Annotated in this window: 21 protein-coding genes; 9 read left to right on the top strand and 12 right to left on the bottom strand. The window is 62.8% G+C overall.

All coding sequences use genetic code 11. The features are described 5' to 3' along the window. Positions 1 to 8: 8 nt before the first annotated feature. The 7 genes from ABI546_RS21260 to ABI546_RS21230 form a co-directional block, all read right to left on the bottom strand. Positions 9 to 722 carry a YebC/PmpR family DNA-binding transcriptional regulator gene (locus ABI546_RS21260; protein ID WP_348049977.1) on the bottom strand — a complete coding sequence of 238 codons (714 nt, stop codon included), beginning with the start codon at positions 720 to 722 and terminating at the stop codon, positions 9 to 11. Positions 723 to 1,014: 292 nt separating this feature from the next. Next, a complete protein-coding gene (locus ABI546_RS21255) occupies positions 1,015 to 2,913 on the bottom strand; it encodes a PAS domain S-box protein (protein WP_348049975.1) in 1,899 nt (632 codons plus the stop codon). A gap of 77 nt (positions 2,914 to 2,990) precedes the next feature. Beyond that, on the bottom strand, positions 2,991 to 3,710 hold the full coding sequence (locus tag ABI546_RS21250) for a glutathione S-transferase N-terminal domain-containing protein (RefSeq protein WP_348049974.1): 720 nt from the start codon (positions 3,708 to 3,710) through the stop codon (positions 2,991 to 2,993). A 109-nt stretch (positions 3,711 to 3,819) separates the two neighbouring features. Further along, complete coding sequence (locus tag ABI546_RS21245) at positions 3,820 to 4,323, bottom strand: CreA family protein (protein WP_348049973.1); 504 nt, start codon at positions 4,321 to 4,323, stop codon at positions 3,820 to 3,822. Positions 4,324 to 4,502: 179 nt separating this feature from the next. Further along, entirely contained in the window at positions 4,503 to 5,603 is a 1,101-nt protein-coding gene (locus ABI546_RS21240; RefSeq protein ID WP_348049972.1) for a DNA alkylation repair protein, read from the bottom strand. A gap of 76 nt (positions 5,604 to 5,679) precedes the next feature. Continuing rightward, positions 5,680 to 5,994, bottom strand: a complete 315-nt coding sequence (locus tag ABI546_RS21235; RefSeq protein ID WP_348049970.1) for a chaperone modulator CbpM — start codon at positions 5,992 to 5,994, stop codon at positions 5,680 to 5,682. After that, positions 5,991 to 6,980, bottom strand: coding sequence for a DnaJ C-terminal domain-containing protein (locus tag ABI546_RS21230; RefSeq protein WP_348049968.1), 990 nt, complete (start codon positions 6,978 to 6,980; stop codon positions 5,991 to 5,993). The genes ABI546_RS21235 and ABI546_RS21230 overlap by 4 nt, the downstream gene beginning before the upstream one ends. 199 nt (positions 6,981 to 7,179) lie before the next feature. Between ABI546_RS21230 and ABI546_RS21225 the strand changes: the two genes are divergently transcribed. The 5 genes from ABI546_RS21225 to ABI546_RS21205 all read left to right on the top strand — a co-directional run bounded on the left by ABI546_RS21225 (position 7,180) and on the right by ABI546_RS21205 (position 11,144). Continuing rightward, positions 7,180 to 8,625 carry a coniferyl aldehyde dehydrogenase gene (locus ABI546_RS21225; protein WP_348049966.1) on the top strand — a complete coding sequence of 482 codons (1,446 nt, stop codon included), beginning with the start codon at positions 7,180 to 7,182 and terminating at the stop codon, positions 8,623 to 8,625. 49 nt (positions 8,626 to 8,674) lie between these two features. Then, on the top strand, positions 8,675 to 9,136 hold the full coding sequence (locus ABI546_RS21220) for a hypothetical protein (protein WP_348049964.1): 462 nt from the start codon (positions 8,675 to 8,677) through the stop codon (positions 9,134 to 9,136). A 71-nt stretch (positions 9,137 to 9,207) separates the two neighbouring features. Continuing rightward, entirely contained in the window at positions 9,208 to 9,888 is a 681-nt protein-coding gene (locus ABI546_RS21215; protein WP_348049962.1) for a hypothetical protein, read from the top strand. Between the two features lie 41 nt (positions 9,889 to 9,929). After that, complete coding sequence (locus ABI546_RS21210; RefSeq protein WP_348049960.1) at positions 9,930 to 10,292, top strand: hypothetical protein; 363 nt, start codon at positions 9,930 to 9,932, stop codon at positions 10,290 to 10,292. A gap of 486 nt (positions 10,293 to 10,778) precedes the next feature. Next, a complete protein-coding gene (locus tag ABI546_RS21205; protein ID WP_348049958.1) occupies positions 10,779 to 11,144 on the top strand; it encodes a carboxymuconolactone decarboxylase family protein in 366 nt (121 codons plus the stop codon). A gap of 30 nt (positions 11,145 to 11,174) precedes the next feature. Here ABI546_RS21205 and ABI546_RS21200 read toward each other — a convergent pair whose 3' ends face one another. Then, positions 11,175 to 12,071 carry a CAP domain-containing protein gene (locus ABI546_RS21200; RefSeq protein ID WP_348049956.1) on the bottom strand — a complete coding sequence of 299 codons (897 nt, stop codon included), beginning with the start codon at positions 12,069 to 12,071 and terminating at the stop codon, positions 11,175 to 11,177. A gap of 267 nt (positions 12,072 to 12,338) precedes the next feature. Between ABI546_RS21200 and ABI546_RS21195 the strand changes: the two genes are divergently transcribed. Together ABI546_RS21195 and ABI546_RS21190 are read left to right on the top strand one after the other, a co-directional pair. Continuing rightward, the gene (locus tag ABI546_RS21195; protein WP_348049997.1) at positions 12,339 to 12,608 is read left to right on the top strand and encodes a phosphotyrosine protein phosphatase; all 270 of its coding nucleotides are present in this window, start codon (positions 12,339 to 12,341) and stop codon (positions 12,606 to 12,608) included. Positions 12,609 to 12,630: 22 nt separating this feature from the next. Continuing rightward, positions 12,631 to 13,209, top strand: coding sequence for a hypothetical protein (locus ABI546_RS21190; RefSeq protein WP_348049954.1), 579 nt, complete (start codon positions 12,631 to 12,633; stop codon positions 13,207 to 13,209). A gap of 55 nt (positions 13,210 to 13,264) precedes the next feature. On the opposite strand, the gene ABI546_RS21185 is transcribed toward ABI546_RS21190, so the two are convergent. Next, on the bottom strand, positions 13,265 to 14,110 hold the full coding sequence (locus tag ABI546_RS21185; protein WP_348049952.1) for a helix-turn-helix transcriptional regulator: 846 nt from the start codon (positions 14,108 to 14,110) through the stop codon (positions 13,265 to 13,267). A 128-nt stretch (positions 14,111 to 14,238) separates the two neighbouring features. Between ABI546_RS21185 and ABI546_RS21180 the strand changes: the two genes are divergently transcribed. Together ABI546_RS21180 and ABI546_RS21175 are read left to right on the top strand one after the other, a co-directional pair. Next, positions 14,239 to 15,474 carry an MFS transporter gene (locus tag ABI546_RS21180; protein ID WP_348049950.1) on the top strand — a complete coding sequence of 412 codons (1,236 nt, stop codon included), beginning with the start codon at positions 14,239 to 14,241 and terminating at the stop codon, positions 15,472 to 15,474. 115 nt (positions 15,475 to 15,589) lie between these two features. Continuing rightward, complete coding sequence (locus ABI546_RS21175) at positions 15,590 to 16,429, top strand: MipA/OmpV family protein (protein WP_348049948.1); 840 nt, start codon at positions 15,590 to 15,592, stop codon at positions 16,427 to 16,429. Between the two features lie 38 nt (positions 16,430 to 16,467). Here the strand turns inward: ABI546_RS21175 and ABI546_RS21170 are convergent, their stop codons facing one another. The 3 genes from ABI546_RS21170 to ABI546_RS21160 form a co-directional block, all read right to left on the bottom strand. Continuing rightward, positions 16,468 to 17,346 carry a sugar phosphate isomerase/epimerase family protein gene (locus ABI546_RS21170; protein WP_348049946.1) on the bottom strand — a complete coding sequence of 293 codons (879 nt, stop codon included), beginning with the start codon at positions 17,344 to 17,346 and terminating at the stop codon, positions 16,468 to 16,470. 79 nt (positions 17,347 to 17,425) lie between these two features. Continuing rightward, the gene (locus ABI546_RS21165; RefSeq protein ID WP_348049944.1) at positions 17,426 to 18,610 is read right to left on the bottom strand and encodes a dihydrodipicolinate synthase family protein; all 1,185 of its coding nucleotides are present in this window, start codon (positions 18,608 to 18,610) and stop codon (positions 17,426 to 17,428) included. A 62-nt stretch (positions 18,611 to 18,672) separates the two neighbouring features. Further along, positions 18,673 to 19,812 (bottom strand): Gfo/Idh/MocA family oxidoreductase, encoded by a 1,140-nt coding sequence (locus tag ABI546_RS21160; RefSeq protein WP_348049942.1) that lies wholly within the window; start codon positions 19,810 to 19,812, stop codon positions 18,673 to 18,675. Positions 19,813 to 19,814 lie beyond the last annotated feature (2 nt).

Raw genomic sequence — 19,814 nt, 5'->3', positions numbered from 1 at the left:
CCCTGTGCTTAGCCGCCCAGGCCCGCAAAAATATTCTGCACGTCATCGTTCGCGTCGATGGCGGCGAGAAATGCTTCAACTTCTTCCATATCGGCAGCGCTCAGCGAAGCCGGGTCGATCGGGTTCTTGGCCTTGTAGCCCAGCTTGGCCGACAACACGGTGAAACCCTGGGCCGGCAATGCGCGGCTCACCAGGTCCAGGTCGGTGGCGTCGGTCAGAAACATCGTTGTGCCTTCTTCTTCGCCCGGCTCAAAGTCCTGCGCGCCGGCCTCAATGGCGGCCAGCTCGGGGTCGGCCCCTGCTGCCGCAGATTCGGCTTCAATCATGCCCACATGGTCAAAGTCCCAGGACACCGAGCCCGAGGTGCCCAGCTGCCCCTTGCGAAACAGCACGCGCACTTCGGATGCCGTGCGGTTCAGGTTGTCGGTCAGGCATTCGACCATGAGCGGCACGCGGTGCGGCGCAAAACCTTCGTAGATCACGTGTTCAAAATGAACCGCATCGCCGGTGAGGCCGGCGCCTTTTTTGATGGCACGCTCCAGCGTGTCCTTGGGCATGGAAACCTTGCGTGCCTGCTCCACCACCAGCCGCAGCCGGGCGTTCGAGGCGGGGTCGGCCCCACTGCGCGCGGCCACCATGATTTCCTTGGCCAGCTTGCCGAATACCTTGCCTTTGGCATTCGCGGCCAATTCCTTGCCTTTTGCTTTCCACTGCGCGCCCATGTTTGGTCTTCCTTGTGTGTCGTGGCGCCATGCGCCCGGCTTTGTTTGAAAGGGGTCAGCCGCGCGCAGTTGGGGAACGGCGCGGGACCGAGGGCTCTGGTTATACACCCACCGCCGCGAAGATCCGCAGTGCTGGCAGCCCAATCGGCCTGGCAGCGCGGCAACCAAGGGCGTGCCGGGGTGATGTACTGGCGCGGATGGGGTGACGAATGCTATTAATTCAATAGCTGCTTGCGCACGATGCTATTGGGCTGCGGGCACTTTTATTATAAAAAAGCAGGGGCTGCGGCCCTTACACCGTCATCACGCCCGCAGTTTGCAGAAAAGTCTGCAGAACGGCCAGATCCAGCGGCTTGGTGAGGTGCTCGTCAAAGCCGGCGTCCAGGGCGCGTTTTTTGTCCTCGTCCGTCCCGAAGCCGGTCAGGGCGGCCACCGTGACCTGCTCGCCGCCATGCAAAGAGCGCATCGCTGCCAGCACTTCGTAGCCGTTCATGCCCGGCATGCCAAGGTCCAGCAAGATGGCCTGGGGTGTTTGCTGGCGAAAGAGTTCCAGCGCAGCGAGGCCGTCGTAGGCGACTTTGACCTGGCAGTCCATCAGCCGCAGGATTTCCGCCAGGCTGTTGGCGGCGTCGCGGTTGTCGTCCACCACCAGGATCATGGGGGCCGACCCGGCATCGGTATCGTCTGCGCCTTGGGCTGCGATCTGCGCGTTCGGCAGGAAGAACGTGAAAGTGCTGCCGCGGCCGGCGCCTTCGCTTTCAGCCTGCAAGGTGCCGCCGTGCATTTCAACCAGCGACCGAGCCAGCGTTAGCCCGATGCCCAGCCCGCTCTCCCGGGCCGCGGTTTGCGCATCGCCTTGTGAGAACAGCTCAAACACCTGGGAAAGGGCCTCCGGCGACATGCCGAGCCCGTTGTCGCGAACCGAGGTGTAAAGCTGCGTGCCCTCCAGCCAGACCTTCAGTTCAATCCGGCCTGCTTCGGGCGTGAATTTCGCTGCGTTGATCAACAGGTTTTGCAGTACCTGCGCGAGCCGCGTGGCGTCGCCCTGAGCCAGTATGGCGGCGTCTGGAATGTCCGTGGTGAGGCTGTGGCGCCTGGCGTCGAGCAGAGGCCGCACGGCCTCCAGGGAACGGGCCACCACCTGGTTGTAAGACACCTGTTCCGCCTTGAAGCGGATCTTGCCGGTGGTGAGCCGGCCGACGTCCAGCAGGTCGTCCACCAGGCGGGTCATGTGCGAGAGCTGCCGGTCTATCATGTCGCGGCTGCTGCGAACCAGCGGGCTCGGAGAGGGCTCCAGCTGCAGGATGGTGATGGCGTTGCGGATCGGTGCAAGGGGGTTGCGCAGCTCGTGCGCCAGCATGGCCAGAAACTCGCTCATGCGCTTGCTGGACTTTTCCAGTTCGTACAGGCGCCGCCTTTCCGTCATGTCGCGGGTGACTTTGACAAAGCCGCGCAGCTGCCGGCCCGCGTCATAGACCGGCGCGATCACGACATTGGCCCAGAACACCGAACCGTCCCGGCGCACGCGCCAGCCTTCTTCCTCGGCGCGGCCTTGCGCCAGGGCCAATTTGAGTTCGGCTTCGGGCTTGCCTGCCTGAAGGTCTTCAGGGCGGTAAAACAGGCTGAAATGCTTGCCGATGACTTCGCTGGCGCTGTAACCCTTGATGAGTTGCGCACCCCTGTTCCAGCTTTCAATCACGCCGTCGGGGCTGAGCATGAAAATCGCGTAGTCCCTGACCCCCTCTATCATCAGCCTGAAGTGCTGCTCGCTTTCGCGCAGGGCCTCTTCATGGGCACGGCGCTCGGTCAGGTCGCGTGTCACCTTGCCGAATCCCGTCAGTTCCCCGTCGGGGTTCTTGAGGGCCGTGATGACGACGTTGGCCCAGAAGCGGGTGCCGTCCTTGCGTAGGCGCCAGCCTTCTTCTTCAAAGCGCCCCGCCTGTTCCGCACGCCGCAGTTCCTCGTCCGGCCAGCCGGCCGCAACAGCGTCTGGTGGGTAAAAGACCGAAAAATGCTTGCCGATGATTTCATCCGGCCGGTACTGTTTCATGCGCTGTGCGCCGGTGTTCCACGAGGCCACATGGCCCGTGGTGTCGAGCATGAAAATGCCGTAGTCTTGAACCGCATCCACCAGCAGGCGAAAGCGGTCAGTTGTCGTCAATTCCGGGGAGGGGTTTGGCTTGGCGGACATGGCGGTCATGATAGCCAATTTGGCTGTTACGGGCCAGCCACTGCAGTGGCCTAGGCACCTCTGATGCGCTGCGGCGGTCAGCCGCGCTCGGGTATCCCCAGGCCCTTGACGACTGCAGGGCGCGCCACAAAAGCTGCTAGTACGCGTGTCACGTGGGGGAAGTTCTTGATTTCCACCAGGTCACCCGCTTCATAAAAGCCGATCAGGTTGCGCACCCAGCCGAAGGTGGCGATGTCGGCAATGGTGTAGTCCTTGCCCATGATCCAGTCGCGACCCTCGAGCCGCTGGTTCAGCACCCCCAACAGACGGCTGGATTCGGTCACATACCGGTCACGTGGGCGCTTGTCTTCATAGTCCTTGCCGGCGAACTTGTGGAAAAAGCCGAGCTGGCCAAACATCGGGCCGATGCCGCCCATCTGGAACATCAACCACTGGAGGGTTTCATAGCGGGCGGCTGCATCTGCAGGCAAAAATTTCCCGGTCTTTTCGGCCAGGTAAATCAGGATCGCGCCCGACTCGAACAGCCCCAGCGGCTTGCCGCCGGGCCCGTTGGGGTCAATGATGGCCGGGATTTTGTTGTTGGGGTTGAGCGACAGAAAAGCCGGCGACATCTGGTCGTTGCTGGCAAAGTCCACGAGGTGGGGCTCATAGGGCAGGCCGCACTCTTCCAGCATGATCGACACCTTGACCCCGTTGGGCGTGGGCAGCGAATACAGCTGAAGGCGCTCAGGATGCTGGGCGGGCCATTTCCGGGTAATGGGAAAGTCGGAGAGCGAAACGGGTGGGGTTTGAGTCATGGCCGAAATTTTGGTGTCAAAAGCAAAATACCCATGGCGCCGCGCCGCTAGTCCCGCGGTGCAGCGGGGGTATTCGGATCTATATCGGGTCTATAGCGGGTCTATCGCCTTACTTCACCGGAATCACGGTGCCGGCCGGCACCGGTACCGCCGTCACGCTGTTTTGCGGCGAGCCCTCGATCACCCGGTCGGAGTAGGTCAGGTAGACGAGGGTGTTGCGTTTGGTGTCCACCATGCGCACTACACGCAGCTTTTTGAAGAGCAGCGAAATGCGTTCGCTGAACATCTCTTCCTGTTTGTCGAGCGGCTTGCCGCCAAAGACAATGAGGCCGGTCTGCCGGCAGGCTATCGAGGCTTCGGCCTTGTCTTCGGCCACGCCGAATGCGCCCTTGATACCGCCCGTCTTGGCGCGCGATACATAACAGGTGACGCCGCTCACCTTGGGGTCGTCATAGGCTTCCACCACAATCTTGTGGTCCGGCCCAATGAGTTTGAACACCGTGTCCACCGCGCCTATCTCTTCACCGCCGGCGCCTCCGCAGGCGGACAGAAGCACCACCAGGCTGAGGGCGCAGTAGGCAGGGCGGAATCGTTGGAGGGTAAGTGGGCGCATGAACATGTCCTTGGTGCTTGGTATTGGAATCGGAAGGGCAGCGAGAGGGCGTCAGGTAGCTACTGTACAAAGCTCGCCGCCGGACGCTTGGGCAGCGCGGTCCCGGCGTCAGGGTAGTCTATCAGAGTGCTATATATTTGATAGCTGCTTGCGCCCGTCCTTATTGGGCTATAGCCATTTCAGGCCTTCGCCAGGTCAAAATGGCCGCTCGCAAGGCATTCCCCATTGACCATGATGTCCACTGCATGCCGCCCGGCATGGTGCACGCGGGTGGTGAAGTCCCGCACGATCTGGCTGCGCGACAGCCGCACGCTTTCGCCGGCCGCCAGCGTCAGCTCCTTGAGCTTGAACACCTTGGCCGAGCTGCTGCCCGATTTCTTGACGTAGTGCACCGCGTAGTCCACCACCAGCCGCTGGCTTTGGCGCGAGGTGGATTGCAGCGTGAACGACAGTGCCATCCGCTCGCCCAGGGTGAGTTTCTTTGGGATGATGGACAAACCGGTGATGCCGACGGCCGCCTTTTTACCGGCGCCGATCACACCCAGCGCCTGCCTGTTGCCCTGCTTGATCAGCGTGCGCAATGCGTGCCGTGCAATCCACGCGGTGTGCGGGTTCTCCAGCGGCCAGCTTTTCAGGCGACCCAGCACCCAGTCGGGGTGCAGCTTGGTGATGTCGTTGAGATGGTTGGCCACCGACTTGCGCACGTAGAGGCTGCTGTCGGCCCTGAGCGCATCCAGGATGGGTGCGGCAAGGTCCGGATCGGCCATCAGCGCATCCAGCCGGAAAGACCATGGCAGGCGGGGGCGGCTGCCTTCGCTAGCCAGGCGTCGCACGTGCTCGCTCTCGTCTTTGGCCCAGGCCTTCATCATGGCCAGCGTGCGCTCAGGGTCTTGGCGGATGAACTCGCGTATGGCGAACTCCGAGCTGCCGAAGGCGGTGAAAAACTTCAGCGCCTCCATCGACGTGTCGAAGTCATCGCGTCCATACAAGCCCACAAAGTCCGGCAGTACCAAGGTAACGAAACCGCTGTTGATGCGCGGCGCCAGCTTGCGCAGGATGGCAAGGGCTTGTTTGTAGTTGGCCGGCAATGTGGCGTGCAGGCATTCACTGGTGCGGCGCAGCCGCTGCATCAGCGAGAGATCGTCAAGGCCGGGTAGCGCGAGCGCGAGGAATTGCTTGCTGTCAAACCGTGGGTAGACTGCGACCACTTCGGCGGCGATGTGGCGAAAGCGCGCCTTGTCAAAGATGTTTTTGAGGGCGGGTACGGCGTCGGTGGACATGGCGCGAATTCTCTCACGCTGCTTCGGCAGCGAGTGCCATGACCTGTCCTATATCAAGACTGCCGACGTCAATGGGTCAGTGGTCCTGCAGGCGGTGTAGCTGCCGGCGCAGGCTGTCCAGCTCGTCCATCAGTTCCAGTGCCAATGCTGCGCCGGCCGGGTTCACGCCCAGGTCGCGCTGCAGGCGCACTGCGACGGTCGCGCGGTGCAGCTGCACGCCCGTAAAGCGCCACACTTCCGGCCCTGCGCCCAGGGGCGCCAGCAGGCCTTCGTGCACCAGGTCCACGATGAGCTCCGACTGTGCGGCGCAGGCCCGGCAGAGATCGTCAAGCGTGAGTTCATCCTGGTCTTCCAGGATGAAGCCAGCGAGATAGCGGGTGGGGTTGTTCATGCCTTGCCTCCGGGGTTTTGCAGGCTGGCGCGCGGCCTGAAGTCCTTGAACGCCGATGCCATGTCTTCGTACGCTTTTTTTGTCCCGTCGGTGTCGGCAGCCGGCAGGACGACCTGCAGCACAAAATAGAAATCACCGGGCGTCTTGCCCGGCAGCCCCCGCCCCTTGAGCCTGAGCTTGCGCCCGCCGGCAGAGCCCGGCGGGATTTTCAGTTCCACCTCGCCGGTGGGCGTGGGCGCTTCCACCTCTGCGCCCAGCGCGGCTTCCCATGGCGCGACGGGCAGGGTCATGTACACGTCATGGCCCTCGGCGCGGTACAGGGCATGCGGCAGGAATTCAACATCCAGGTAAAGGTCGCCCGGGCTGCCCTGGCCCATGCCGGGAGTGCCCTGGCCCGCCAGCCGGATGTGCTGGCCGGCGCGTATGCCCTTCGGGATGACGAACTCGATGCTGCGGTCCTGCATCGCCACACCGGCTTCGCTCTCCACCGGCATGCGCAGCTGCAGCCTGCGCGTCGCACCGCTGTAGGAGTCAGTGATGTCGATCTGGATTTTGGCGTGCTGGTCCTGGCCATGCATGTCAAAGTTGCGGCTGGCGCGTACATCGTCAAAGCCACCCCGGCCTTGCGGCCCGTCGTTCATGCCGCGGAAGATGGCGTCGAAAAAGTCGCTGTGATCAAAACCCTGGGCTCCGCCAAAGTGGGCACCGCCACCGCCAGAGGCTTGCCCGGGGTTCCAGCCGGGTGGCGGGCGGAAGTCCTGACCGGCCTGGTAGTTGGCACCCAGCTGGTCGTAGGCGGCGCGTTTTTCGGGGTCGCGCAGTACCTCGTAGGCTTCGGCGATTTCCTTGAAGCGTGCCTCGGCATTTTTTTCCTTGCTGACGTCGGGGTGGTATTTGCGCGCCAGCTTGCGGTGTGCTTTTTTGATGTCCTCGGGCGTGGCGCTGCGCTCTACGTCCATGACCTTGTAGTAATCCTTGAATTCCATGAAACACTTTCATCAGGGATGGTTTACCTGCCAGCCACCTTAGCGCATAAGCGCCGGTCCGGCTGTCAGCCTGGAGCCCGTTTAGCCCGTAAAAAGATTCCAGGTCCCGCAAGTGGGGGTGTCCGCCTCAGGGTCAACCCGCGGTACGGCTGGAGTTGCACCTCTACCAGCCCTTTGCTGCCGCCCCTATCATCCAGCGATGACCTCCAGCTCATCTCCCTCCAGCGGCATTGCCGGCCTGCAAGCCTTGTTTGACGCCCAGCATCTGGCCAGCCGCGCGCAGATCGATGTGCCGCTGGCGGTGCGTCAAGGCCGCCTCCTGCGCATACGCGCCTTGCTGGATGAACACGGCAACGCGCTGGCCGAAGCCGTTAATGCCGACTTCGGCGTGCGCTCGGCGCAGCTGACGGAAATTGCCGATATCTTCGTGCTGCGCTCGCTGCTGTCCAGCACGCTCCGGCAGTTGCCGAAGTGGGTGAAACCCGTGAAGGTGAGCACACCGCTTTACCTGCAGCCTTCGCGCGCCTACCTGCAGCGCCAGCCTCTGGGTGTGGTGGGTGTGGTGTCGCCCTGGAACTACCCGGTGCAGCTCTCGCTCGGCCCCGTCATCACCGCGCTGGCCGCAGGCAACCGCGTGATGCTCAAGCCCAGCGAACTCACGCCGCAGACCTCGGCCCTGCTGGCCACGCTGATCGGTAAATCCTTTGCGCCCGACGAGTTGTGCGTGGTGCAGGGCGACGGAAGCCTGGCAGCCGCCTTTGCCGGCCTGCCGTTTGACCACCTGTTTTTCACCGGCTCCACCGCCGTCGGCCGCAAGGTGGCCGAAGCCGCGGCCGCCAACCTGACGCCCACCACGCTGGAGCTGGGCGGGAAATCGCCGTGCATCATCGATCCGTCGTGCGACCTCGACAAGGCCGCCATCAAGATCGCCCACGGCAAGCTGCTCAACGCCGGCCAGACTTGCATAGCCCCCGACTACGTACTGCTTCCCAAAGGCAGCGAAACCGCCTTTGGCGAAGCTTTTACCCGCGCGGTGGCCACGCTGTTTCCCACCATCGCCGGCAACCCTGACTACGCCGCCATCATCAGCGCCCGCCACCTGGAGCGCCTGCAGGCTTTGCTGGCGCAGGCCGAAGGCGAGGGGGCGCGCCTGCAGACCATTAATCCGGTTAACCCAGGCGCAACCAATGTTGATGCCGCCTCCCGCCAGATGGCACCAGTGCTGGTCTTCGACACGCCCGCCAATTCAAAGCTGCTGAGCGAAGAAATCTTCGGCCCCATCCTGCCCGTGCTGCCCTACGACTCGATGGATGCGGCTATCCGCTACATCAACGCCCGGCCGCGTCCGCTGGCGCTCTACTGGTTCGGCACCGACACCGGCTCGCGCGACCACGTACTGGCCAATACGGTAAGCGGCGGCGTGACGGTGAACGACACGTTGATGCACATCGCCCACGAGAACCTGCCCTTTGGCGGAGTGGGCGAAAGCGGCTGGGGCTCCTACCATGGCGAGGCCGGCTTCCTGCGCCTGTCACAGCAAAAGCCGGTGATGGTGCAGTCGAAGTGGGCGAGGGGAGATCTGTTCTACCCGCCGTATGGCAAGCGGTTCGAGCAGGTGATGGGCTTGCTGAAACGGCTTATCTAGAAAATAACCTGGTTAAAGACAAGTCAGCATTGATTCTTCAAAAACGTACATGAACAAGGCCCTTGACCGTCTCGCAAAGGAAGTTCAGTTGGAAGCGGTGCCCAACGAACGTCTGCGGCTGGAGTTCGGCTACGCATGTGCTCTTCGGGTGAGGCATCTGCTGGAGGAATCTGAAGTCACCGACTGCCTGTTCGGCCTTGGCCAGTACCTGAGTGGCTCGCTCGGCAAGTCTCAGTTGGACAGGCTTTCTGTCGAAGCGAGCCGCCTTGCCAACCAGCACCAAGGGTCAAAATCCATAGACGGTTGTGGTCACGCCGCCGTTTCCGCTACGTACGCGGTGGCAAACGCTCTGGCTGGCAGGGCAAGTCAGGCTGCCCAGTACGCCGCCTATGCAATCGTCTATGGTCAAGGTGGTTATGGGGCGGTTGCTGACATCGAGTCCTTCGAGCCCGAGTTTGCCTGGCAGGTCGAGTGCCTGGCCTCATTGGCACGGTTGCAGTTGCGCGCGTAAGGGTGTGGCCCAAGCCAGCCTGCTAAACGCCGCTCAAAACCTGCCTGCCAATTACTTCAGGAATCATCACAATGCCTTTACTCGGTCAAGCCGCCATGCTTTTGTCATTCGACGTGGTTGCCGAAGCCATCCGTGAGCACGATGACTGGCACACGCATGAGCATCTGCGCGAGCGACTTTCGATTCCAGGGTTTGTTCGAGGTACGCGGTGGGTTGCACTAGCAGGAAGTCCGCGGTACTGCGTCGTCTACGAGGTCGAGCAACTATCAACCCTCACCTCGGCTGCTTATCTCGAACGCTTGAACAATCCGAGTCCATGGACGACCCAAATCATGCCCCACTATCGAGGCATGTCCAGGGGGTTCTGCACGGTTGCGGGCAGCTTTGGTGTCGGGCTCGGCAATGCAAGCTTATGGGTGCGATTCACGCCTTCGCCCGGCTCGGAGCCGTCGCTGCGAGCGCGGCTGCTTGAAGAGGTGCTGCCTCAGTTGCCATCAAAGCCAGGGCTTGGCAGCGCGCATCTCTTCGAGGCGGCAGCAACACCGGGGATGACCAAGGAGCAAAGCATCCGCGGTGCCGATGCGCCGGTCGCCTGGGTCGTTCTGGTCATTGGCTACAGCCAGGACGCGTTGGCGGAACTGGCGCAGCAAGCACTTGGCGCCGCTCAGATGGAGCAGTGGGGCGCGACCGGGGTTTCCAGTGCCCTCTATCGACTCGACTACTCCCTCTCTGCGCATGACGTCGCGGCTTGACCTTCGATCAACGGTTTGTGTCAAACCTTAAGCACCACCCCATGCGATTCATTCTCGGCGCAGCACCGGTCTTCCTCATGGCTAGCAGCAACGTCATGGCCACTGGCGCCGTTTCGTTCGAAGGTTCAGGCTACGTCCTCGACTTCGAAGTAGGGCGGGACAAAGCCGACGTTTTGGCCGGTGTCTTGTTCGGGGCACCAGGAGCCGCTTCCGCACACATGCTGCGACCGCCGCAGTTGCAGATCAAGGCGTTTGATCCGGACACGAAGACCTTGCTGGTTCGCTACGTCAACCCCGGGGACCCTGCACTCCCACCCGATTTTGAGCTTGCCGTCTACAAGAGCACCGGTACTTTACGTCTTCAGGGGCGTTCGATCACCGGAAGTTTCAATTGGGAGATGTGAATGGGTGAGCTTCAGGGGTGGTTCGCGCCCACTACCTTTCGCTAGAACAGACCCCCAATGGCGTGGCTGCAGATGTACCGGCCACGCCATAATTTTTTTGAAAACACCTGAATCCTTTCGGTGATTGCTGCCCTCTTTGCAGCATCAACCACCGACAAGGAGTTTCAGATGTTTTTACCGCAACGAAATCGCCCCACCTGCGCGCGGGCTCGCCCCAGCAACACGCCGCCCGCCGGCGCTGCGCCCATGGGAGCCGGCCATGTTCTGTAGCAGCTCCATTACCCTGCATTTGCTGCGTGGCGCTGGTGCTGTGGCTTTGCTTGCCTGCGCGGCGTGGGTTTTTCGGTCGCATCCTGTGTGGGCCTTGCTGCCCTTGGCGGGTGCGTTGCTGCTGATGCGTGGCTGCCCCATGTGCTGGCTGATGGGGCTTGCGGAAACCGTGGCGCGGCGTAGCAACCCCAAGGCGCCGGACCAAGGAGGACGACGATGAGCGGTACCTGCCAATCACCCACGGATTTGCAGCTCGCGCCAGCGTTCGTGCGGTTGGCACCCGTGGAGGCGCAGGCTTTTCTGGCGCTGGACCACGCGGTCAAGCGCGAGGGCGGCCACCTCGAGCCGCGGGTGCGCGAGCTGATTTCGCTGGCGGTGGCGCTTACCACCCAATGCGGCTATTGTCTGGACGTGCATACCCGTGCGGCCAGGCGGCTGGGGGTGACGCGCGAGGAACTGGCTGAAGTGGTGCTGGTCGCGGCCACCGTGCGCGCGGGCGCGAGCGTGGGCCACGGCCTGCTGGCCTTGCGCTTGTTTGAGGACGACGAGTTACGTTCCTCCGATGGCAACAGCAAGAATTAGTGCCGCTGTTTTGCGTTTAACAAACAAGCCTTACCGCTGCGCCCCGAACACCTGCACCCAATAAATACCCGCGCTGCTTTGGGTGTTGACCGCAAAAGCCGTGCCCATCTCCGTATACGCCGGCGCCATGATGTTGGCGCAGTGGCCAGGGCTGTTCAGCCAGCCCTGCACAGCGGTGTCGGCCTGCATTTGCCCTGCCGCGATGTTCTCACCGATGGCCTTCCAGCCATAGCCTGCGCGTGCGGCACGGCTGGCTATGTCACTTCCGTCGCGACCGGTGTGGCTGAAGTAGCTGTAGCGCGCCATGTCTGCGGCATGGGCACTGGCAACACTGTGTAGCGTCACGTTGAACTGCAACGGCCCTGCGGCGGCAAAATCCTGTGCACCGCAGCGGCGCGGCCTGGCGCGTGCTTCGTTGACCAAGGTCAGCACCCGCGTCTGTACATCACCGGCCTGGGCCGCAGCGGGCGGCAGGAAGGGAGCGGCCAGCAGGACCCAGGTTTGTGCTCCGCGCTGGTAGAAGCCGACGTCGGCGAGCTCGGCGTGCATTGCCGTGCTGCACGATTTCCCCAATGTCGTTCGTGCCAGCGCTGCAGGACCGGTTGCGCCGCGCACGGCAATTTGCGCGGCCCGCACGGCGCGGTAGTCGACAGCCTTCAGGGCCTCCTCCATTTTTCGGCCGCCCGCCATGAGCTGCGCCGCCCGTGACAAGGCACTGTTCTCACGTAGCAGCGAAACATTGGCGCCGCGTCCGTCGCATCCATCCTGCCGCAACCGGTTCAGTTCACGCAGCAGCGTCGGATGCGGCTCGGGAAGCGCTTGGGCATAGGCATGGCCCGTGGCTGCAAGCATGACCACGGCCATTGATGCCGCTGCCTGCTGCCATTGCCTGCGTGTTTTCTTTGCCGCATTTTTGAAGACGTTCATCAGCACATGATAGCCAAATGGTGTCGGTCTGGTACTTCGCTGCTTCGCCTGCGGTGCTCACTTTTTGATAGCTGATCGCGCTCATCGTTAAAGGGCGGAGAGCCAATTTTCTTCGAAAATGATGCAGACGAACCCCTGGAGATCAGGATGGCCGCTAAACTCCCGTCACCCGGCGCTGGCCAGGTTTTGTGAAACTTCCCAACTGCCTGTGCTCAACGTTCTTTTTGTAGCAGCCTCAACCGGTGGCGCAGCCCTACGGCGGAGCAGATATTTTCCGGCCATCCCGGCACCGAGTGTTCTTCGGCGGGTCTTCATAACGGCGCGGAAAATCCGCTGACACCGGATCTGGTGGAATGGGCGGACCTGATCTTCGTCATGGAGCGCGGGCACAAAACCAAACTCTCGTCCCGGTTCAAAAAGCAGCTCAATGGCAAGCGCGTCATATGCCTGGACATTCCAGACAATTACCCCTACATGGATCCGGCCCTGATTGCCGTGCTGAAAAGCAAGGTGACGGCATTTCTGCCGCCGGCATGACGCGGCGCCAAACCAGAACCCTATGCGACTGAGCCGTCCTTCCTGGAAAGTTAGGCTGCTGGCCATGCTGGTGGTGGTGCCGGTGGTGGCCTGGTTTGCGGTCAGGCCCGTCCGCATGGTTGCGCCGGGCCTGTCTGGCGTTTCCTGCCCGAGCGGCCCCGTGTGCGTTGATGACCCAGCCAAGTTTGAAGAGGCTGTCCTTCTCTACACGGAAGGCGTGGCATTCGTTTCCGCCAGGGTGAGTCCGCTTGACGGCAACCCGAAGATGATTTTTTGCGCAACCCAGGCTTGTGCTGACGCTTTTGGCCTCGGCGCGCGATCGGCGGTGACGTTGGGGACCTTCGGTACCGTGGTGGGGCCACGTGCCTGGAAGCCGTTTTATGTGCGGCATGAACTGATTCACCATGCGCAGGCTGGGCGTCTTGGCACGATCCGCCTGCTGTTCGAGCCTGCGTGGTTTGTGGAAGGGATGGCTTATGCGTTGAGCGAAGACCCACGCACACCGCTTGGCGAGCCTTTTGAAAGTTATCGTCGAAAGTTCCTCTTGTGGCGCAGCGCCCTCGGCGAGCAAAGCGTCTGGCAAGCCAGCCGGGAGCCATAAGCCGCGCATGCACTTGCTATTCTTTTAATAGCTGCTTGCGCTCGTCCTAATTGGCCTACAGCCTGTTTTTGCTCTGAAAATGGCTGGGTGGCTGGCCCATGGCGGCCTTGAACATCGCGGTGAAGGCGCTGTCGCTGGCATAACCGCTGGCTGCTGCCACGGTGCTGACGGATTGCCCGCGCGTGAGCAGGGGCAGGGCGTGGGCCAGGATGGCCTGCTGGCGCCATTGCTGGTAACTGAGGCCCAGCTCGTCGCGAAAAAGCCTTGCCACCGTGCGTTCACTCGCGCCGGTGTCGGCGGCCCATTCGGCCAGCGTGGCCCGTTCTGACGGTGCCCGCAGCACGGCTTCGCAGAGGGTGCGCAAGCGCTTGTCCCCGGTTTGCTGATGCGGCATGGGCACGCCAAGCGCCTGGGTGTCGGCGCGTGCAAGTTCGTCCAGTACGAGGCTGCAAAGGAGTTGCTCACGGGCTGCCGGCAATGGCTGCTGGGGTGTGGCGGCATCGAGCGCGAGTATGGACTCGCGAAGCAGCGCCGACACCACCATCACGCGGCAGCCGCTCCAGCCCTTGGGGGTGGCGCCGGCATCGATATACAGGGTACGGAATTCGGCTGCTTCCAGTACGGTGACATGGTGTTGCGCGCCCGGCGCGATCCACACGGCGCGAGAGGGCGGCACGATGTAGGTGATTTCGCCGCCGGCGTGGCCGGCTTGCTCGGCGGTAACCTGCAAGACCCCCGTGGAACAGTAGGCCAGCTGCGCCCAGGCGTGGGAATGAGGCTGGAAGTGCGTGTCGGCCTCCAGGGTCCGTGCCCGCACGCGCACCGGCCGGTGGCGGCTGGGGGTGAAGTTGTCGGTGTCACCCACCGGCACGAAATGGAGAGGGGCTTTACGTTGTGGCATGGGAATCGCGATGGGCGGTTGGCTGGAAACTTGAAGGGGCGGCGGGTGCAAAGCGGTTTGTCTGAAATTCGATGAAACATGGCTTTATGTCGCATTTCAGAAGATCTGGCCAATACTACGATAGCGCCATGAATACTTCAAGCACGACCCTGAACGCGCCCGCCGCCGTCCCCTTGCGCAACGATGCCAGCGTGATCGGCCTTGTGGGCCTGGCGCACATGATCAGCCACTTCAGCCAGCTGCTGCTGGCACCGCTGTTTCCCTGGCTCAAGGAAGAGTTCAGCGTGAACTATGCGGAGCTGGGCTTTTTGATGACGATCTTTTTTGTGGTGTCGTGCGCGGTGCAGGCGCTTTCGGGTTTTGTGGTCGACCGCTTTGGCCCGCGCCCCATCCTGTTCGCCGGCCTCAGCCTGCTCGGTGTCGCGGCTTTTGGGTATTCCATCAGCACCAGCTACTGGATGCTGGCGGGCTTTGCCGCGGTTGCCGGCGTGGGCAATGGTGTGTTTCACCCGGTGGACTACACGTTGCTCAACCGCAAGGTCAGCGCGCCGCGCCTGGGCCACGCCTACAGTGTGCACGGCATCACCGGCAGTCTGGGCTGGGCGTTGGCCCCCGCGATGGTGGTGACGCTGACGTTTGCCTACTCCTGGCGCGTCGCACTGGCCGCAGCCGGTGTGCTGGCTTTTGTTGTGCTGGCCGTGCTGGTGCTCAACCGGGACAAACTCACCATCACCATGGCGGCACCTGGCAAGGGTGCGGCCGCGACCGACAGCAGCCTGGGTTTCCTGAAGATACCGGCCGTCTGGATGTGTTTTTCTTTCTTCTTCTGGTATGCCATTGTCCTCAGCGTGGTGCAGGCCTTTGCACCCGAAGCCGCGCGCCATCTGCACAACGTGCCGCTCGCGCTGGTGGCCATATGTCTCACGGTCTATATGGTGTGCAGCGCAGGCGGGATGGTTTTTGGCGGTTTCCTGGCATCGGATCCTGCACGCTGCGAGCGCATCGTGGCGATCGGGTTTGGTGCGGCGGCTGTTGTGGCGGTGCTGCTGGCCGCAGGCCGCTATCCCGCGTGGGTGGTGCCTGTGCTGTTCGGGGTCATGGGGTTTGCCACCGGCATTGCCGGGCCTTCGCGTGATCTGCTGGTCAAGCGCTCTACCCCTGAGAACGCCTCGGGCCGGGTTTATGGCGTGGTCTACGCGGGCCTGGACATCGGCCAGGCCGTGTCGCCGCTGATTTTCGGCGCGATGATGGACCATGGCTACTACCGCGGCGTGCTGCTGGGCCTGGCGCTGATGCAGGCGGTGCTGATTGCCAGCGCCTTCAATGTGCGCCGGGTGCGCCGCACGGTGCTCGCTACAGCCTGAGCGTTGCGGGTCCCGGATGTGTCGCGGCCCCGCGACGCGCTTGCAGCGCAGGTGCACCGTTTTTCCTGCCCGGTCCTATACTGGATCGCATCACTTCCGGCAAAGAAGGCATGCGATGAAACGTTTGATCCGGGCCTCTTCTTCTACTTCTTCTTTTTTCTCTCCTGCGGATCAGGGCTTCTGGGTTTTGCCGTCTGCCGTGGCCCTCATGGCGCTGGCGGGGTTGGGGTCAATGGGCCGCGCGCAGGCACAGTCCGCTCCTCTCAACGCCCCTCTCAAATACCAGCTGACGGGCGATGTCGCCGGCGCCGTATATGGCACGCAAAGCGTGATCCGCAGCAAGAGCAACGACACCGCCTTGCTGCCCTATGGCTACGTGGACTATGGCCGCTTCTTTGCACGTGTCGATACCCTGGGCATTAAAACTGCAAGGCTGGGCTATGGTTACCTGGAACTGGCCGGCCGCATCAGCCAGGACGGCTGGCGTGCCGACACCGCCGCGCTGTCGGGGCTGAAAGACCGCAAGCGGCCGATCCCCCTGGGCATTGGGACCTTTCAGGAAGCGCCGTACGGTGGTTTTTTCGTGAACGCGTTTGTGGATGCCAACAAGTCGCACGGTGCGTTGCTGGAAGCCACTTACGCGGCCCAGTTCAAAGTCGGAAACTGGTCGTTCTTTCCGCAGGTGGGGCTGGAGCACAGCAGCGCCAAATACAACAACTACCTCTATGGCGTGACCCCGGCCGAGTCTGCCGCCAGCGGGTTTGCGGCCTACAACGCCGGCGCCTCGACGGCACCCGTGCTGGGCCTGGGAGTCGATGTGCCGCTGGGCGATCCCTGGGTGCTGACGATGCAGGTGCGCCGCAAGTGGCTGGGTTCTTCAGTCCACGACAGTCCGCTGGTCAGCCGGCGCACGCAGGACACCGGGTTTATCGCCGTGTCGTACCGGTTTCGGTAGCCAGCCTTCCGGGGCCAGTGCGGCTTTGAATCGTTGGTTTAAACCGCGGTTTTATGCCGGGCAATACAGGTGTCCAGCACCTCCGCCATGTCCCGTTGCCACCAGTTTCCGGTAGAAAAAATCTCCACTTCGCTGTAGCCGGCGAACCCCTGGTCCTCTACCCATCCACGAATTTTGGGGATGTCGATGACACCGTCGCCCATCATGCCGCGGTCGTTCAGCAAGTCGGCCGTGGGGGTCAGCCAGTCGCAGGCATGGAAGGCGAGCAATCGTTCCTTGCCCGCGCGGGCTATTTGCTGCTGCAGTTTCGGATCCCACCAGACGTGGTACACGTCAACCGCCACGCCGAGCGCGCCGCTGCCGGAGGGGTCGAGGGCATCGCAGACATCGAGCGCGTGCTCCATGGTGTTGATGCAGGCACGGTCTGCCGCATACATGGGGTGCAGCGGCTCGATGGCCAGCGGCATGCCTGCGACCCTCGCGTACTCCAGCAAAGTGGCGATGCCGTCATGCACCTGGCTACGTGACAGCGCGATGTCTTTGTGCGCCGCCTTGCCGGCCAGGGCGCCGGGCAAACCGCCAACCACCAGCACCAGGCAAGCGGCGTTGAGCTCGCAGGCTTCATCGACTGCGCGGCGGTTATCGTCGTGTGCGGCCTTCAGGCCAGCGGCGTCAAGAGCGGGGAACATGCCGCCGCGGCAGTAGCCCGAGAGCTCGAGTCCATGGGTTTTGACGAGTTTGGAAACCGTGGGCAAGCCGGCGGCCGCGACCTGGTCGCGCCACGGTGAGATGGCCTTGATGCCACGCTGCGCGCAGGCTTCGATGATGGCGGTCAGCGGCTGTTCGACGCCGCGGCTTTTGCGCACGGTGGCGGTGTTGATGGAGAGCCAGTTGTGGTCTTGGGAAAAATCTCTCATTGGATGGGCACCGTGGAAAACGAATCGGTTTGTTCAGAGGACACCGCTACATGAGGTGAGCCGGCAACGGGCGGAACCATCATTCAATGCCATGCAGCGCCAGCACGGTCTTCATGCGGCGCACAGCCAGCTCGGGCTGCTCCAGCAGGTTGGCCGCATCGGCGAGGCGAAAGAGTTCGGCGAGGTGCTGCAGCGAGCGCGTGCTTTGCTGCCCGCCGACCATGGTGAAGTGCTTCTGGTGGCCGTTGAGCCAGGCCATGAAGACCACCCCGGTTTTGTAGAAGCGCGTGGGCGCAGCAAAGATGTGGCGTGACAGGGGCACGGTAGGGCCCAGGATGGCGTGGAACTTCTCCACATTGCCCTGTGCCAGCTCGCCCAGCGCAGCGCTGGCGGCGGGCGCGATGGCATCGAAGATGCCGAGCAGCGCGTCGCTTTGGCCGTGGAAGAGCTCGCTGCCGTGGCCGTCGCCGGCAATCAGTTCGGCGTAGTTGAAGTCGTCGCCCGTGTACATGCGCACGCCAGCCGGCAGGCGCCGTCGCATCGCGATTTCCTTGTCCTTGTCGAGCAGGGAGATCTTGATGCCGTCGACTTTGTAGGGGTGCGCGGCGATGATGCCTAGCGCGGTGTCCATGGCAGCATCGACGTTTTTGGTGCCCCAATAGCCTGCCAGCGCCGGGTCGAACATGGCGCCCAGCCAGTGCAGCACCACGGGCTGTTTAGCCTGGCTGAGCACGCGGTCATAGACGCGTTCATAGTCGGCCGGCGATCTGGCGACGCGCGCCAGCGCGCGGCTGGCCATGACAATCAGCTTGCCGCCGAGTTTTTCAATCGCGGCCATCTGCTCTTCGTACCCGGCAATCACTTCGTCAACCGTCTTGACGCTTTCCAGCACCAGGTGGTCAGTGCCGCAGCCGGAGGCGACCAGCGCACCCGGCACGTCTTTGGCGGCGTCGAGCGAACGGCGGATCAGCTCCAGCGAGGTCGGCCAGTCCAGGCCCATGCCGCGCTGTGCCGTGTCCATGGCTTCGGCCACACCCAGGCCCAACGACCAGAGGTGACGGCGGTAGGCGATGGTGGTGTCCCAGTCGATCGCGCAATTGACCCAAGGGTCCACCACGGCTATCGGATCGGCGACAACGTGCGCCGCCGAGTACGCGATGCGGTTGAAAGCCATGCCTTTGGGTGGGCGGACGGGTGTGGTGCCCCGCAATGTGTAGGGCTGCAATGCCCCGGCGGACGTGGGCAGTGTGAGAGTCAAAGCCATGAAACCTACTTTTTATGTATCAAATGTACCGTCAAGCCTTATGGGACGAGCGCAAGCAGCTATCAAACTTGTAGCGCTGGAACGTCCACCCAACGGCGTTCCTTCCAGCTTTCGAGTGCGGCCTCGACCAGTTGCACGCCCTTGGCGCCTTCGGGCAGCGTCCATTTGTAGGGCTCGTTTTCCACCACGTGGCGGATGAAATGCTCCCACTGGATCTTGAAGCCATTGTCGTAAGTCTGCGAGTCCGGCACCTCCTGCCACTGGTCGAAGAAGTTCATGGTCTGCTTCTCGTCGGGGTTCCAGACAGGGCGGGGCGTGGTCACGCGCGACTGGGCGCGGCAGGACGACAGGCCGGCGACGGCGGAGCCGTGCGTGCCGTCGACGTGGAAGGTCACCAGGTCGTCGCGGCGCACGCGGGTGGCCCAGGACATGTTCATCTGCGCAATGACGGGCTCGCCGTTGTGACCGATCAACTCGGCGGTGGCATAGGCTGCGTCGTCGGCGGTGGCCTTGTAGGGTTTGCCGGCTTCGTCCCAGCGCTCGGGAATGTGGGTGGCGCCTATGCAGGAGATGGACTTGACCTCGCCGAACAGGTTGTCCAGCACGTAGCGCCAGTGGCACATCATGTCCAGGATCATGCCGCCGCCGTCTTCGGTGCGGTAGTTCCAGCTTGGGCGCTGGATGGGCTGCAGGTCGCCTTCAAACACCCAGTAGCCGAACTCCAGGCGCACCGAGAGCATCTTGCCGAAGAAGCCGGCGCGGCGCAGCATGTCGAGCTTGCGCAGGCCGGGCAGGAAGAGCTTGTCCTGTACGGCGCCGTGTTTCAGGCCCGATTTTTCAGCCAGGCGTGCAATCTCGACGGCTTCGTTGAGGTTGGTGGCGATCGGCTTTTCGCAGTAGACGTGTTTGCCGGCGCGAATGGCCTTGGCCAGCAGCGTGGGGCGCATCTGCGTGGTGCCGGCGTCAAAGAAGATGGTGTCGTCCTTGTTTTTCAGGGCTTCGTCGAGATCGGTGCCCCAGCGCGTGATGCCGTGGGCTTTGGCCAGGGCTTCGATCTTTTCGGCGTTGCGGCCGATCAGGATCGGGTCGGGCATCACCTTGCTTCCGTTGGAGAGCGTGACGCCGCCTTGTTTGCGTATCGCCAGGATCGAGCGGATCAGGTGCTGGTTCATGCCCATGCGGCCGGTCACGCCGTGCATGATGA

Origin of the sequence: Polaromonas sp., assembly GCF_039932935.1 — a bacterium.
Classification (GTDB): domain Bacteria; phylum Pseudomonadota; class Gammaproteobacteria; order Burkholderiales; family Burkholderiaceae_C; genus Polaromonas.
Note: the sequence above shows the minus strand (reverse complement) of the source record. Positions and strands in the feature narration are given on the sequence as shown.

Bases quoted from the DNA above. Each gene is read 5' to 3' on its own strand.
- ABI546_RS21260 (WP_348049977.1), bottom strand. From the start codon at position 722: ATGGGCGCGCAGTGGAAAGCAAAAGGCAAGGAATTGGCCGCGAATGCC.
- ABI546_RS21255 (WP_348049975.1), bottom strand. From the start codon at position 2,913: ATGTCCGCCAAGCCAAACCCCTCCCCGGAATTGACGACAACTGACCGC.
- ABI546_RS21250 (WP_348049974.1), bottom strand. From the start codon at position 3,710: ATGACTCAAACCCCACCCGTTTCGCTCTCCGACTTTCCCATTACCCGG.
- ABI546_RS21245 (WP_348049973.1), bottom strand. From the start codon at position 4,323: ATGCGCCCACTTACCCTCCAACGATTCCGCCCTGCCTACTGCGCCCTC.
- ABI546_RS21240 (WP_348049972.1), bottom strand. From the start codon at position 5,603: ATGTCCACCGACGCCGTACCCGCCCTCAAAAACATCTTTGACAAGGCG.
- ABI546_RS21235 (WP_348049970.1), bottom strand. From the start codon at position 5,994: ATGAACAACCCCACCCGCTATCTCGCTGGCTTCATCCTGGAAGACCAG.
- ABI546_RS21230 (WP_348049968.1), bottom strand. From the start codon at position 6,980: ATGGAATTCAAGGATTACTACAAGGTCATGGACGTAGAGCGCAGCGCC.
- ABI546_RS21225 (WP_348049966.1), top strand. From the start codon at position 7,180: ATGACCTCCAGCTCATCTCCCTCCAGCGGCATTGCCGGCCTGCAAGCC.
- ABI546_RS21220 (WP_348049964.1), top strand. From the start codon at position 8,675: ATGAACAAGGCCCTTGACCGTCTCGCAAAGGAAGTTCAGTTGGAAGCG.
- ABI546_RS21215 (WP_348049962.1), top strand. From the start codon at position 9,208: ATGCCTTTACTCGGTCAAGCCGCCATGCTTTTGTCATTCGACGTGGTT.
- ABI546_RS21210 (WP_348049960.1), top strand. From the start codon at position 9,930: ATGCGATTCATTCTCGGCGCAGCACCGGTCTTCCTCATGGCTAGCAGC.
- ABI546_RS21205 (WP_348049958.1), top strand. From the start codon at position 10,779: ATGAGCGGTACCTGCCAATCACCCACGGATTTGCAGCTCGCGCCAGCG.
- ABI546_RS21200 (WP_348049956.1), bottom strand. From the start codon at position 12,071: ATGAACGTCTTCAAAAATGCGGCAAAGAAAACACGCAGGCAATGGCAG.
- ABI546_RS21190 (WP_348049954.1), top strand. From the start codon at position 12,631: ATGCGACTGAGCCGTCCTTCCTGGAAAGTTAGGCTGCTGGCCATGCTG.
- ABI546_RS21185 (WP_348049952.1), bottom strand. From the start codon at position 14,110: ATGCCACAACGTAAAGCCCCTCTCCATTTCGTGCCGGTGGGTGACACC.
- ABI546_RS21180 (WP_348049950.1), top strand. From the start codon at position 14,239: ATGAATACTTCAAGCACGACCCTGAACGCGCCCGCCGCCGTCCCCTTG.
- ABI546_RS21175 (WP_348049948.1), top strand. From the start codon at position 15,590: ATGAAACGTTTGATCCGGGCCTCTTCTTCTACTTCTTCTTTTTTCTCT.
- ABI546_RS21170 (WP_348049946.1), bottom strand. From the start codon at position 17,346: ATGAGAGATTTTTCCCAAGACCACAACTGGCTCTCCATCAACACCGCC.
- ABI546_RS21165 (WP_348049944.1), bottom strand. From the start codon at position 18,610: ATGGCTTTGACTCTCACACTGCCCACGTCCGCCGGGGCATTGCAGCCC.